Origin of the sequence: Staphylococcus sp. LKG4-2 (assembly GCF_050955665.1) — a bacterium.
Classification (GTDB): domain Bacteria; phylum Bacillota; class Bacilli; order Staphylococcales; family Staphylococcaceae; genus Staphylococcus; species Staphylococcus saprophyticus.
This window is the reverse complement of record NZ_CP194532.1, coordinates 319,178-332,743: the sequence shown is the minus strand read 5'-3', so window position 1 is coordinate 332,743 and position 13,566 is coordinate 319,178. Positions and strand designations below refer to the sequence as shown.

At 32.1% G+C, this 13,566-nt stretch carries 12 protein-coding genes and 1 pseudogene; 8 read left to right on the top strand and 5 right to left on the bottom strand.

Translation table 11 applies throughout. The features are described 5' to 3' along the window. Nucleotides 1-130: 130 nt before the first annotated feature. A pseudogene (locus ACM6UH_RS01545) lies at nucleotides 131-628 on the top strand (ABC transporter ATP-binding protein); the annotation flags it as partial. After that, entirely contained in the window at nucleotides 628-1,263 is a 636-nt protein-coding gene (locus ACM6UH_RS01540) for an ABC-2 transporter permease (protein ID WP_069793462.1), read from the top strand. The pseudogene ACM6UH_RS01545 and the gene ACM6UH_RS01540, both read left to right, overlap by 1 nt. Nucleotides 1,264-1,316: 53 nt before the next feature. Here the strand turns inward: ACM6UH_RS01540 and ACM6UH_RS01535 are convergent, their stop codons facing one another. Further along, entirely contained in the window at nucleotides 1,317-2,393 is a 1,077-nt protein-coding gene (locus ACM6UH_RS01535) for a YkvI family membrane protein (RefSeq protein ID WP_069805286.1), read from the bottom strand. Between the two features lie 234 nt (nucleotides 2,394-2,627). On the opposite strand from ACM6UH_RS01535, the gene ACM6UH_RS01530 reads away from it, so the two are divergent. Further along, entirely contained in the window at nucleotides 2,628-5,720 is a 3,093-nt protein-coding gene (locus ACM6UH_RS01530) for a choice-of-anchor I family protein (protein ID WP_069805284.1), read from the top strand. A 28-nt stretch (nucleotides 5,721-5,748) separates the two neighbouring features. Continuing rightward, entirely contained in the window at nucleotides 5,749-5,934 is a 186-nt protein-coding gene (locus ACM6UH_RS01525; protein WP_053092667.1) for an LPXTG cell wall anchor domain-containing protein, read from the top strand. Nucleotides 5,935-6,156: 222 nt separating this feature from the next. On the opposite strand, the gene ACM6UH_RS01520 is transcribed toward ACM6UH_RS01525, so the two are convergent. From ACM6UH_RS01520 to melB, 3 genes are read right to left on the bottom strand one after another with little or no spacing between them, the layout of a single operon-like run. Then, a complete protein-coding gene (locus ACM6UH_RS01520) occupies nucleotides 6,157-7,740 on the bottom strand; it encodes a glycoside hydrolase family 2 TIM barrel-domain containing protein (protein ID WP_433911986.1) in 1,584 nt (527 codons plus the stop codon). 7 nt (nucleotides 7,741-7,747) lie between these two features. Then, on the bottom strand, nucleotides 7,748-9,136 hold the full coding sequence (locus tag ACM6UH_RS01515) for a glycoside hydrolase family 2 TIM barrel-domain containing protein (protein WP_433911985.1): 1,389 nt from the start codon (nucleotides 9,134-9,136) through the stop codon (nucleotides 7,748-7,750). An 11-nt stretch (nucleotides 9,137-9,147) separates the two neighbouring features. After that, complete coding sequence (melB, locus tag ACM6UH_RS01510) at nucleotides 9,148-10,536, bottom strand: melibiose:sodium transporter MelB (RefSeq protein ID WP_063488882.1); 1,389 nt, start codon at nucleotides 10,534-10,536, stop codon at nucleotides 9,148-9,150. Nucleotides 10,537-10,719: 183 nt separating this feature from the next. Here melB and ACM6UH_RS01505 point away from each other — a divergent pair, with 183 nt between their 5' ends. Beyond that, on the top strand, nucleotides 10,720-11,565 hold the full coding sequence (locus tag ACM6UH_RS01505; RefSeq protein ID WP_011302104.1) for an AraC family transcriptional regulator: 846 nt from the start codon (nucleotides 10,720-10,722) through the stop codon (nucleotides 11,563-11,565). A 114-nt stretch (nucleotides 11,566-11,679) separates the two neighbouring features. Here the strand turns inward: ACM6UH_RS01505 and ACM6UH_RS01500 are convergent, their stop codons facing one another. After that, complete coding sequence (locus ACM6UH_RS01500; RefSeq protein ID WP_011302103.1) at nucleotides 11,680-12,018, bottom strand: winged helix-turn-helix transcriptional regulator; 339 nt, start codon at nucleotides 12,016-12,018, stop codon at nucleotides 11,680-11,682. Between the two features lie 105 nt (nucleotides 12,019-12,123). Between ACM6UH_RS01500 and ACM6UH_RS01495 the strand changes: the two genes are divergently transcribed. Genes ACM6UH_RS01495 through ACM6UH_RS01485 form a run of 3 tightly spaced genes read left to right on the top strand, consistent with a single transcriptional unit; the run spans nucleotide 12,124 to nucleotide 13,563 of the window. Beyond that, the gene (locus ACM6UH_RS01495; RefSeq protein ID WP_306806842.1) at nucleotides 12,124-12,396 is read left to right on the top strand and encodes an MBL fold metallo-hydrolase; all 273 of its coding nucleotides are present in this window, start codon (nucleotides 12,124-12,126) and stop codon (nucleotides 12,394-12,396) included. Then, the gene (locus ACM6UH_RS01490) at nucleotides 12,383-12,781 is read left to right on the top strand and encodes an MBL fold metallo-hydrolase (RefSeq protein ID WP_331250217.1); all 399 of its coding nucleotides are present in this window, start codon (nucleotides 12,383-12,385) and stop codon (nucleotides 12,779-12,781) included. The genes ACM6UH_RS01495 and ACM6UH_RS01490 overlap by 14 nt, the downstream gene beginning before the upstream one ends. A 5-nt stretch (nucleotides 12,782-12,786) precedes the next feature. Continuing rightward, nucleotides 12,787-13,563 (top strand): carbon-nitrogen family hydrolase, encoded by a 777-nt coding sequence (locus tag ACM6UH_RS01485; protein ID WP_063488881.1) that lies wholly within the window; start codon nucleotides 12,787-12,789, stop codon nucleotides 13,561-13,563. The last annotated feature ends 3 nt before the right edge of the window (nucleotides 13,564-13,566 follow it).

The window sequence follows — 13,566 nt, the reverse complement described above, 5'->3', positions numbered from 1 at the left end:
ATATATTTTTCTAGTTATTTTTAGTAAAGTAATTACTTTACTATACAAATGATATGTTATTTGGCGTTTTTAATTTAATGTTTTCCTAAAACTTATTAGTTCACTATAAATATTTTGTAAAATTTCAATTTCCTCTATAAAATCATTTGAATTACCAACCGATAATGAAATCAAATCTTTCTCACGAGGCATGCGTATGAAAGCCGCATTAGCCATTGCGCTAGGGCATGATAGCAAGATACTCATTCTTAATGAAGCTACTGCTGGCATGGACGCTTCTGGACGTGAAGAAGTCATTGAAATATTAGAAGATTATGTTGCAGAAGGCAATAGCATTTTAATTTCTTCACATATTTCAGAAGATATTGAACAACTTGCGACTAAATTAATATTTATGAAAGACGGTCAAATTATACTTGAGGAAGATAAACAATACTTGTTGGACCATTATGGCATAGTAGAACAACCTGAAGCTGATTTCAACTTACCTAATGAAGCGATTGTAGCAACTAGAAAGCGTAAAGATGTGAGAGTTACGTTGGTCAATAACCAAAAAGACATTTCAGATGCACGTCCTTTAGAAAGCACAGACGATGCAACAAAATTGATTATGAGAGGTGAAAAATAATGAGAGGTTTAATTATGAGCAGTTATTACTCAAGTAAAAAATCACTTTACACTTATCTTATTGTCTCAATTTTTGCCAGTATTATTTTCGCATTTATTAATCCGACTATGACTTGTTTTTTACCTATGATTTTCTTACTATCACCTGTTACAGATAACATTAAACATGAAAAAGATTCCAAATGGATGTACTATATCTCTACTTTGCCTAGTGGCAGAAAAGCCTATGTAAATGGTTATTTTAGCTTTTATGCCATACTGATATTGATTGGCCTCATCATAGGCGTAATATCCGTTGCACTCGTGACCCAAAGTCTAGCAATGACGGTACTGTCTATATTCGTCGGTATTGGTGGTGCTGGAACGTATGCCATGATGTTTCCATTAACATTTAAATTTGGTCCAGAAAATTCAAATGTTATTTTAATTACGACTTCTATTATTGCGATTGCTTTATTTTTCATAGTTTTCTATGGTGCCATTTTCGCAAATCTTGGCTCTACAACGGGTACATTAAACCCATCAACTATGGGCAGTACTTACCTATTTGTTGGTATTTATGCATTAGTTGGCTTATTGATTTTAATCGTTTCGTACATTGCATCATTAAATATTTTCAAAAAACAAGAACTATAATATGTAAAAAGCTTGTTCTCTGTTTGAAAATTTAGGGAGCAAGCTTTTTTATGCTATATCAGTTTCTTTTTCGTGAATTTATTTTGAATCCATCTTACAAGTAAAGCAAGTGTGATAAATAATCCTAAGTAACCTACCACTTTAAATACAAAGTTTACAAGATCTACGAAACCTACAAAGCTCAAGACATATGCCAATATTAATGAAACAGCTAATAATAAAACATAAGCCTTTGAACCAGGGCTGGTAAATCTATTTAAAAATGGATATAACATGCCAATACAGCTATTAAATATCACTGCAAACATGACGAGTGACATCAGAATACCTATGATTGGGTGAATATCATTTGCCAATAATAAAGTTGGAATATCAACTTTATTCGCATTACCAATATTAGCGAGTAATCCAGCGACCATAATTAATAACAACACACTAAAAGCTAATCCGCCAAAATATGCACCTCTACCTGCAATTTTATGATTATTCGCATCATTACCTACAATAGTTAAAAAGCTAAAACTGTTACCAGTGATTAAGCCACCATAAATAATCGCATCCCACCACCAAAATGGGCTTGACGCTTTAGATGGTTCAATATGTTGTGATACTTCTGAAAACGAAATTGTAGGATTTATGATATTCGTTCCGGCAATGATTAATACCGCAATAACTAAAAATGGTGTAACCGTCCCTAGTACTGCAAGAATTTTATCAAACTTAAGTTGTAAAACAACAAACAATAATATAACAATGGCAAGCGATCCTATCCAAATAGGTATATCAAATCCTTGGTTAAGTGCAGATCCTCCACCTGCTACCATTACCACAGTTAAACCAAATAGGAAAAAGATAATTAAAAAGTCGATGATTTTCCCCATAATATTTCCAAACAAATTATTTAAAGAAATATCATAGGAATCTGCATCCACACGATATCCTAATTTTGAGATTTGTCGCGTCCCAAATGTAACGATGATACCTGTAATGATTGCAGCAATATAACCATAATTGCCGTGATTAACGAAGAACTGCAATAATTCTTGTCCAGTCGTAAAACCTGCGCCTACGATAAAGCTAAGATAAGCTAGGGCAATCCCAATCGACGCTTTGTTATCTTTACTAAACATAATATAAGTTCCCCCTATAAAATATGTATAATTGCTATATTTCATAGTGTAACATGAATTCATTTTTTATTTTTAAATTGTTCGAATTATATGATTGATATGATTGATTAACCATTTTATTTATTTCACTTATTGTAAAGAATATTTACTAATTCTTTATTTTTATAAAATAATAGACAAACATCGTAATGAGATAATGAAATCGTACGTATTTTATCTATTTAGGGGGATTTTATGTTTAACAAAGCTAAAAAGAATACCATTTATTCTATTAGAAAGAGTGCAATGGGTGCCGCTTCGGTGACCATAGGGACATGTCTATTACTTGGGATGACTCATACAGCATCTGCTGATGAACGTGAACAAAACCGTATTGATTCTGAAACAACCACTGCTCCAAAACAAGGCACTAATGAAAGTAATCCTTCAGCAACACAATCAACTTCACCCACATCTACTGAAAATCATACGATACACACAAAACAAGCAGATACGATACATAAAGAAACCGAAAAACGCAAAGAAACAGCAATTAATCATGCCAAACAATCTATAAATGACAGTACTGAATCAATTCCTAATCAAAATACATCAAATAGAAACTCAAATAAACTTAAACCTGAACAAAAAATGGAAAATCACATTACTGAACAGCAAGAAGTAGAAGACAATATTACTAAACAACAAGCTGGCACAAGCAATACTGAATATCAAAAAGAACCATTATTAGAAAACAATGCAAAACAAAAAGGCGTTAATGACACTAAAATTCAAAAACAGCAACAGCAAGAACGTACTCAACAAGAAGATAAACAAACGATTTCAAAAGTGGAAAAAACAACATCCACACATACACAAAAAACAATTAATCCAAATCAGGTTCAATACAATAATGAATCCAAACAAACTCTAGACTCACCTAATGAATCAACAACATCAAAAACAAAATCTCAACCAGCGACATTTACTGAAAAAGATAACGTACATCAGTCAACAGAAGAGACCATCATACCAACTCATAAACAACAATCAACACAAAAATCACAAAATAATACTGTTCAGCATACGCACCCAGCACATGAAATGGAAGTGACATCAACAAAAACCCAACCCATTTCAAAAATAACTAACGACAAACATATTCACCAAGACACAGTTTCAAATAACAAACAATCATCCAAGAATTTAGAAAACTTATCTAACAATGAACGTACATCACTGCTCAAAACCATTCAACATGATACGCAAGAACAAGACAAACAACCTAAGGCAGCATTACAAAATTTATCAACTCAAATTAAAACAACAAGACAAACACGTAATGCAACTAAAGAGTCAACACAACTCAACATCGAGCATACAGGTCGTTATGACAGTGGCTCAGGATTTGATAAAGGTGGCACTGAAATTGTAAAGTATAACCCCAAAAATGGTTATGCTTATTCAATAAATGGTGATAAAGAAGCTTTAGACATTTTAGATATTAAAAACACGAACAATAAAGATATTTCACTTGTAAAAAGAGTTTATTTAGAAGATGCAGGTATTAAATCCGGAGATTTAACGAGTGTCGCTGTTCATCCTAACGGTGATTATATCGCCCTTTCAGCACCTGCCAAAGACAAAACAGAACCTGGTCACGTAGTTTTTTATAGTGATACTGGAAAGTATCTAAACGCTTTGACAGTAGGCAGTCTACTCGATATGGTAACTTTCACTAAAGACGGGACACGCTTACTTGTAGCTAACGAAGGCGAACCATCTGATGATTACAAAAAGAATCCAGAAGGTTCTGTGTCAATTATTGATACGTCCGGTTCACCATCTAAATTAAATCAAACAAATGTAAACACCGTTCCCCTCACACAGGCACATATGAACGACTCTATTCGCGAATTAGGTCCTGATAAATCAACAGCTTACCTAAATTTAGAACCTGAGTACATCGTTCCTGATGAACATGGGAAATACGCTTATGTCACAATTCAAGAATCTAGTGCTATAGCGAAACTAGATATTGAAAAAGGTGAATTCGTAAAAGTACAAGGTTTGCCTTATAAAGATCATTCTTTACCAGAAAATGCTATGGACCCTTCAGACAAAGATGGTAAAAAAGCATTACGCCCTGTCCCTGTGCTCGGCATGTTACAACCAGATGGTATTACCGCATATGAATATAATGGCGAAACATACTTATTAATTGCTAATGAAGGTGATGCACAAGACTATGATGGCTATAGTGAAGAAGTCCGTGTCAAAGATATTAAAGACGATATCAAACTAGATGCTAAATACTATGAAGGCTATACACAAGCAGAACTAGATAAACTTGTAGCCAATGGATTATTTGATGATGATCAATTAGGTAGATTAAAAGTGACAACTTCTCATAAATTTAGAGATAAAAATGGAAAATATAATGCACTCGTATCGTTTAGCGGTCGCTCATTTTCTATATTAAAAGGCTCTGATTTATCTATGGTTTACGATAGCGGTAGCGACATCGAACAACGCATAAAAGATATTTTACCAGGGCGCTTTAATGCTAATTACGAAGACTTTAATGATATAGAAGTAGACGGAAGAAGTGATGACAAAGGTCCTGAGGTTGAATCCATCGAAGTTGGAACCATCGGCAATCAAACGTACGCCTTTGTTGGCTTAGAACGCGTAGGCGGTGTGATGATTTATAACATTACAAACCCAACTACACCTCAATTCACACAATACTTATACGATGAAGAAAATAAAGATATCTCTCCCGAGGGCATTACATTTGTATCATCAGAAGACAGCCCTACTGGTAAACCCATGTTAATGGTGTCATTCGAGTTATCAGGAACAACATCTACATTTGAATTAAATGAAATTGATGAAACTTTTGACCAAACACACCCGGACGGACAAAATGATACTGATAATGCACAACAATCTAATAACAGTGATGAACATGATGATACAGATGAAACGAAAGGTGAATATAATACCGATGTTGAAACACAAGATGATGAGGAGGATACTGTAGCGACACAAGATAATGATAGTGTAACTTCAGTAACAAATATAGAAGATAATGTGATTGAAAACATTGGCAAAAGTCCTGCTATCAATCAAACTACAGACATTGATAATTCGGATAATCTAAATTCAGAAAATATAGTAGCAGTCCATCATGGACCAACGCATTTAAATAATAATGCGACATTAAACATTTCTAAAATTTCTAGATCATTTGTAAACGAAGCATCTAATCATACATTGAAAATGAGTGATGCGAATACACGACTAAACCATAATCAATATCAGCTAGCTACAAAAAAAAACTAACCAAATAAATCATCAAAAGATTATAAATATGAATAGTCCTATCGCAACAAATACTGAAATAGAACACCCCGAAGCTAAAAATGAAGGCAACCATTCAATTAATAAACAACAACTCCCTAACACAGGTCAAAGTCAAAACCATGCTCCACTTTGGTCATCTTTAATTTTAGGTGTTGCTTTACTACTAATTGGTAGAAAACAAAAATCAAAATAATCATATAGCAATAAGTTATTTTAAATAATTTAAATATCTTTTATCCGCTTCAATAACGTAATAATTTATAAAAGTTGTACTTATCCTTTCAGTTTATTCATATACTATCCATATCATTAACTAAGCCGAGGCATTTAATCATGTCTCGGCCTAGTTAAAATCCATAAATAATTAGTTCTAATCTATCAGGATTAGAACTTTTTATAAATTTGAATTTTTATTCTAATAAATATTCAAATCAAAATTGAACGTTATCTTTTTATTGTTTAATCGATATTCCTCATTTAATTCAGGACCACAACTATTTGAACCTATACCGCTTTGTGCATAATCGACATATAAATATGTGTTATTTTCTATTTCCAATTCATCCACATGTTTTGCCTCTGTTAATTGATTTAAAGAATAATGTGATGCGTTAAAGCTGAATGTATCTTCACTAGTGATAGTAAGCGTATGCTCATTGTTGGTAATATTCATAATTGTTGTTTGATTATGACTACCAGCTTCTTGAGGTTTAATATGCACATCACCATTATTTGTCACCGTTGTTTCAAACATGTCTAAGTATGTTGCTATCCCTTTATCTTGATAGCTACTCATTGGACCATTTCCATAGTAATTTATTTGTTCATATGTTGAAGGTAAAGTTATTAGTAAACCAAATCTTGGTAAAAATGGTGCGTTGTTATCTTTTTCTAAGTTATAATCTACATTTACTTTTCCATCTTGATAAACCGTCCAAGTAAGTGATCCTTTCAAAACTGGCGGCACGGCTTCTGACTCTATATTAATTTCAAAAACGAGACTGATATTAGACTCATCTTCAATTATTTTATAATTTGTCACAAGTGTTTGAATGTTATTATAACCAGAATATAACCACTCTTTTTTAATATATGCATCATTATCTATCGGGGCACGCCAAATTTTAGTTTCGGTATTGTTATTGAAAATGATTTCATTATTGTGAAGCACTGATTTTAAGCATCCTTGTTTCTTGTCAAAACTATATGCATATTTGTTGCCTACCGAAATATTAATCGAATGTTCCATATCTTTGCATTGAAACTCCATTTTTTCTTCATTGAGATATGGTAATGCTCGACGTTGATAAATAATTTGATCATGTCCAACCTCAAAATACTTATCTCTATAGCTTTCTTCTTCTTTTAATTTATAACGAAGCATCAAACTACTTATGTTATCAAGCGTTACATAATCTCTTAAATCAAAAGTTTGGCTTATATGAGGCGCGAAAGCAGTTAATGGAATATTAAACACCTTTCTCTCACCATCTAAATAAATAGCTTCTCCCTCAACAATCAAACTATCCTCCGCATTTGTAAAATCAAATTGATTCTTCAATGTAAACCGATAATCCTCTTCGTTAACCAATCTCAAAGGTCTATGTTCATGTTTAAACTCATAATAACCTTCATGTGGAATTCGATCTGGCGAAACAATACCATCAACACAAAAATTACCGTCATGTAAGGCCTCACCAAAATCTCCACCATATCTAAAAATTGGTTTACCTTCCTTTATCCCAACCTGAATGCTATGATCACACCATTCCCAAACAAAACCGCCAATAAAACTATCATATTTTTCAATTAATGTTTGATATGCATTAAGATCTCCTGGTGAATTTCCCATTGCATGTGCGTATTCACATAATATAAACGGTTTATCTAATTTGGGATTTTCTAGATATGTTTCTAAAATTTCTTCTGGAGAAGCATACATTCTACTTATCATATCAACATTGGACATATCATAATTTTTTTCTTTATCTCGATACAATGCACCTTCATAATGTAATGGTCTCTGTCGTGTCTAATTGCTTTGCCCGTTCCAATCCTTTAACCATATTGATGCCAAATCCAGATTCATTACCTATTGACCAAGAAACAATAGAACTATAGTTTTTTAATGGCTTGATAGAGGCTTCTATTCTTTCAATAATAGATGTTTCAAATTTTGGATTATCAGCAATAATATTAAAGTGTTCTGTATTTTCTTCTCCATATAACCTTACTACACCATGAGTTTCTAAATCTGCCTCACTCATTACATAGAAACCATATTGGTCAGTCATTTCATAAAATAATGGTGCCTTCGGATAATGCGCAGTACGAATCGCATTAAAATTGCCTTGTTTCATTAATTTTAAATCTTTTTCAAAATCTTTTTCATACATGACAAAACCATTTTGAGGATGGCTATCATGGTAATTTACTCCCCGTATTTTAATTGATTTTCCATTAATATAGAATTGATTATCTTGTATTTTAACTTCTCTTATTCCAATTTTCTGAGTGATTACTTCGTTTTCTGTTTCAATAATTATCTTATAAAGTACTGGATTCTCAGATGACCATAATTGTGGATTATCTATTACAAATTGATGATGCTTTGAAACAATTGCGCGATCTATTTCTAGCCCTTTAGGATTATATAAAACCAAGTTAATATTCCCTAAATGATGCTTTCCTTGTAAAGTGAAATTTATTTTTCCATTATTAGATTCATGGTTTATTGTTGTCTCAATTTTAAAGTCGTCCACGCGCGATTTAGATCTTTTTAATATATATACATCTCTAAAAATACCTGAATGACGAAACATGTCTTGATTTTCAAAATATGTTCCATCAGAGTACTTAAGTACAATGACTTCAATTGAATTTATTCCTTTTTGAACATATGGTGTAATATCAAACTCTGAAATTGAATGTGCAATTTGACTATATCCTACAAACTGTTCATTGATCCAGATATAGAATGCACTATCGACACCTTCAAAGTTTAAATGATAATCGCTTTGTTCATTATAGTCATTTATTTCAAATGAACGTTTATATCGACCACATGGATTTTCTCTAGGCACGTATGGTGGATTAAACGGTATAGGGTATTGTGTATTTAAATACTGAATCTGATCAAACCCATACAAATTCCATACAGATGGTACTGTTAAATATTGCTCTTTGCTATTAATATCTTCATTTGTATAGTCTTCCAATGAATTAAAAAATTCAAATTGCCATTTACCATTAAGTAATGTGATATTTTGAGTTTCATATCTCGTTTTGAAATCATAATCTTTTTCTCCAAGCTGATATGGTATATAAAAAGCTCTTCTAGGCAACAAATTCACATTTTGTTTTTCTAAATCTTCATGAAATTTTTCTTTAAACATATGACATCCCCCTATTTAATTCTTTCTCTATGTTCTCGTTGACGTTTAAATTGCAAAGTCTTTTCAATATCCGTTAAAAAATCTCCTTTCAAATTAAAGGCTTTGTGATATAAAAATGCAGTTAAACAAACGAATAACAGTGGTGCTATGATAATCATGATTCTTAAGCCATTAATTGTAACGAGTGATTGTGACTCATTTGGCGTGTATCCCAGAATTGATAATCCGACACCAACTATTAATGCTGCAACAGCTTGTGAAGCCTTAGTTAAGAAAGTGTTCGTTGACGTGATGATACTCTCGTTGCGTTGTCCAAATTTAACTTCACCATAATCAATAACATCAGCTAATGAAACTGTTGTAATACCTATCATGAAGCCAGAACCAATTCTCAAAATGCCCGCACCTAAAATAATTAAAAGTGTACTTTTCGGAGCGATAAATCCAGCTATTAAAATAATCAATAATCCTAAAATAATAAATGAAATAGCCGTATTAAACGCTTTTGTTCTACCTACCCATTTGATAAATCTAGGAAGTAATAATAAACCAACCATTTCACATAAAATCATCGAATTAAAAATTGAAAATAAATGTTCTGCATTTACCACATATTTAAAATAGTAAATAATAGAACCATTTAAAGTTTGTAAACATAAATTAAAAGTTAGTAATACCCCCATAATTGCCAATAACTCTTTATTTTTAAATAAAATACGTCCGATATCTTTAAAATTAACTTTAATACCAATTTGTTGTTCTAATTCCTTATCTTCAGGCACTTTAAAAACAGTAACACTAATTGTAATTATAAATACTGCACTACAAATGATTGCAAATATGAATATCCCTACTGAATCACTGCCATTACCAAAAACGTCTCCTAATTGATGAATAAAATACAGTCCAAATGTACCTACTGTGAATGCTGCTAAACTCGCAAAAAATCTTGGAATTACTGACACTTCTTCACGTTCTCTAGGATTATGTGTTAAATTCGGCAACCAAGACCAATAAGGAATATCCATCATTGTGTAAGTCATTCCCCAGGAAATATATAAAATTGATATGTAAACATACATTGCTGTCTGTGGTAAATCAAAGTTAGTAAATAGTAATATGGTGACAATTGCATTCGCTAACGTTCCTATAGACAACCAGGTTTTGAATTTCCCGAAATTATTTCTAGTGTTATCAACTATCATCCCCATAATTGGATCATTTATGGCATCCCATATACGAGCAACAAATAGCATAACACCAACAAATGCGGGTGATAAACCTACAATATCTGTGATATAAAACATTAAAAAGACACCGACGATATTAAATATGGCGTCTTTACCAATTGCTCCAAATCCAAATGCAAACTTCTGCTTTCCTGTTAAATGTCTGTCCATTTTCCCACCTCTAAATCCTCTTTAAGTAAAGCGCTTTCATGTTTGTTGTTTTTATTTTATCATTACAGATATAGAGGGATGAATAGCATAATGGTGATGATATATGGCAAAATGTTTCATTTCATATTACTATGTATTTATATAAATACAAATTAAAATCATTTTTTAATTAAGAGGGATATTATGCAAGTACTATGGAAAAAGTTTCAAAAGAAATTGATAGATGCCAACTTGGCAGAATGCGGTATTGAAGTTGGTGTGCCGAATGTTGGCTATAGCTATAACGTTTTTCAACAAGCCGTATTACATATCGTCACACAAGGTGAAGGTATTTTTACATATAATAATGAAACTCATCATCTGAAAGCGGGAGATATGTTTTTACTAGAACGAGGTATGGAAGTTGAATATAAACCTTCTTTCTCAAACCCTTGGACTTATTATTGGGTGGGAATTAATGGCAAACAAATTCTTACATATTTATCTCGCTCTAGTATCGTCGATACGCACGTTCTTATTAATAAAAACACTAAAGATATTCAATCTATTATTAAAAAAATTTGTAACCTATCTCAAACGATTCAATCTAATAATTCTCATGACATACTGATTATGCAACATATATATCAACTGGTTTATGCCTTGCAAGACAAGTTTCCAAAACACTTTTCTGTTCAAGTTGATATTGTAAATGAAGACATTCAATATGCTGTCGAATATATAAATTCTAATTACCAAAAAGATATTACAATTGTTGATGTTGCAAAATCAGTCAATATCTCAAGAAGTCATTTATTCAAATTATTTAAAAGAAATTTAAACTGTTCGCCTAAGGAATACTTAACTTATATTAGGATGTATCATGCTTCTCAACTTTTAATTAATACCAATTTATTGATAAATGAAATATCTAGCAAAATAGGTTATAAAGACCCACTGCTATTCTCTAAAAATTTCACAAAACATTTTGAAATAAGTGCTTCTGAATATCGTACATGTTTTTCAGTACACCAAACAAATACAGACTAACACATAAAAAATACTCCTCTCAAAATAGACATTAAAAAATGAAAACTTTGAGAGGAGCATTTTTAATTCAGATAGCTTGCCTTTTTATTAAACTTCCACAATAACACGACATAGTTAATTCATTTTAAGCACTTGCGCCAATTCATTTATCAATGGGTAGACGGATTTTCCTCGTTGAGTTAAGGAATAGCGAACTTTTTTAGGATAATCATTCGTTTCTTCTCTTTTTACAATTTGCAAAGCAATCAAATCATTTAATTGTTCTGTCAAAATCTTTCTACTTATACCTGAAACTTCACGATGTAATGCATTATAAAAGTAAGCTTCATCATAAAGCGTATTGATAATAATACCTTTCCATTTTCCACCTAATGACATCAATGTTTCTTCTATCGGACATCCTCGTTGAATTACAAGATTACAGCTACCATAGTCCATGCTATTTTTTAACATATGAACCTCCTCATTAACGTGAGTTACTTATTTGTGCCTTCTTGTGACATTGTCGCTTATCCTCTACCCTTTAGTTATAACAAATAATAGAAAGAAGCGATAATAATGAAACTCATTCAAATGTCAGACCATATTTATAAATTAAATATACAGACAACAGTTGGTATCCCGATACAAATAAACACTTGGTTTATTGTGAATGATAACGACGTTTATATCATAGACACAGGTATGGATGATTATGCTGAGCTACAAATCACGATTGCTAAATCGCTCGGTAATCCTAAAGGCATTTTTTTAACGCATGGACATCTAGATCATATCAATGGCGCAAAACGTATTTCTGAAGCTTTGAAAATTACCTATCTTTACACATAAAAATGAACTCCCTTATATCAATGGTGAGCTGCCTTATCCAAATAAAACGCATACCGAAAATACAGGTGTTCAATACATTGTTAAACCTCTAGAAACTAATACAAATCTGCCCTTCAATTATTACTTAACTCCTGGTCATGCACCAGGTCATGTCATCTATTTTCATAATCAAGATAAAATTTTAATATGCGGAGATTTATTTATTTCAGATGCGCAACATCTGCATATTCCTATCAAAAAATTCACTTATAACATGACTGAAAATATCAAAAGCGGTCAAATCATCGATAATCTTTGTCCCAAATTAATTACAACTTCACATGGCGATGATCTATATTATTCAGATGACATTTATTCAATTTATAAATTTAAGTACGAGGAGTAAGCAATATGAAATTACAAATTTATCAATTTGAAGTTGCAGAAGCGAATTTCAAACAAAACAAAGCAAAGATCTCTTCATTAATAGAAACGCATTACACAAATGCTGATATCATTGTGCTACCTGAAATGTGGAATAATGGTTATGCCTTAAATCAGTTAAAAGATAAAGCGGACATAGATTTACAACAATCTCTACCATTTATACAACAACTTGCACAACAGTATACAACACATATAGTAGCAGGATCTGTAGCTAATATGAGAACTAACGCCATCTATAATACTGCTTTTGCAGTTTCAAAAGATAAAACATTATTAAATGGTACGGATAAAATTCACTTGGTACCTATGCTAGATGAACCTTTTTACTTATCGCCAGGATTAAACCAACCTAACAATTTTTCTATTAATGGCATTCAAGCATCACAAATAATATGCTACGACCTGAGATATCCTGAAGTAGCAAGAGCTTCTATTAAGAATGGTGCTGAAATGTTGTTTGTTGTCGCACAATGGACAACTCAAAATTTGCATCATTGGCGTATTTTATTACAAGCACGTGCCATTGAAAATAATTGTTTTGTCATTGCATGCAATAGCGTGGGTAATGTAAATCATCAACATCACAAGGGGAATAGTTATGCTGGCCATTCTATGGTTGTTAACCCTAACGGAGAAATTCTTGTTGAAGCTGGTCATTCAGAAATGGTTTTTGAAATAGACATTCAAACGAACGCCGTTACTAAACAAAGAAAAGCAATACCTGTCTTGGAAGATATTTAATAC

Excerpts from the sequence above, each read along its gene's own strand:
- ACM6UH_RS01515 (WP_433911985.1), bottom strand. The coding sequence starts at position 9,136 with ATGTTTAAAGAAAAATTTCATGAAGATTTAGAAAAACAAAATGTGAAT.
- ACM6UH_RS01530 (WP_069805284.1), top strand. The coding sequence starts at position 2,628 with ATGTTTAACAAAGCTAAAAAGAATACCATTTATTCTATTAGAAAGAGT.
- ACM6UH_RS01485 (WP_063488881.1), top strand. The coding sequence starts at position 12,787 with ATGAAATTACAAATTTATCAATTTGAAGTTGCAGAAGCGAATTTCAAA.
- ACM6UH_RS01500 (WP_011302103.1), bottom strand. The coding sequence starts at position 12,018 with ATGTTAAAAAATAGCATGGACTATGGTAGCTGTAATCTTGTAATTCAA.
- ACM6UH_RS01495 (WP_306806842.1), top strand. The coding sequence starts at position 12,124 with ATGAAACTCATTCAAATGTCAGACCATATTTATAAATTAAATATACAG.
- ACM6UH_RS01505 (WP_011302104.1), top strand. The coding sequence starts at position 10,720 with ATGCAAGTACTATGGAAAAAGTTTCAAAAGAAATTGATAGATGCCAAC.
- melB (WP_063488882.1), bottom strand. The coding sequence starts at position 10,536 with ATGGACAGACATTTAACAGGAAAGCAGAAGTTTGCATTTGGATTTGGA.
- ACM6UH_RS01535 (WP_069805286.1), bottom strand. The coding sequence starts at position 2,393 with ATGTTTAGTAAAGATAACAAAGCGTCGATTGGGATTGCCCTAGCTTAT.
- ACM6UH_RS01525 (WP_053092667.1), top strand. The coding sequence starts at position 5,749 with ATGAATAGTCCTATCGCAACAAATACTGAAATAGAACACCCCGAAGCT.
- ACM6UH_RS01540 (WP_069793462.1), top strand. The coding sequence starts at position 628 with ATGAGAGGTTTAATTATGAGCAGTTATTACTCAAGTAAAAAATCACTT.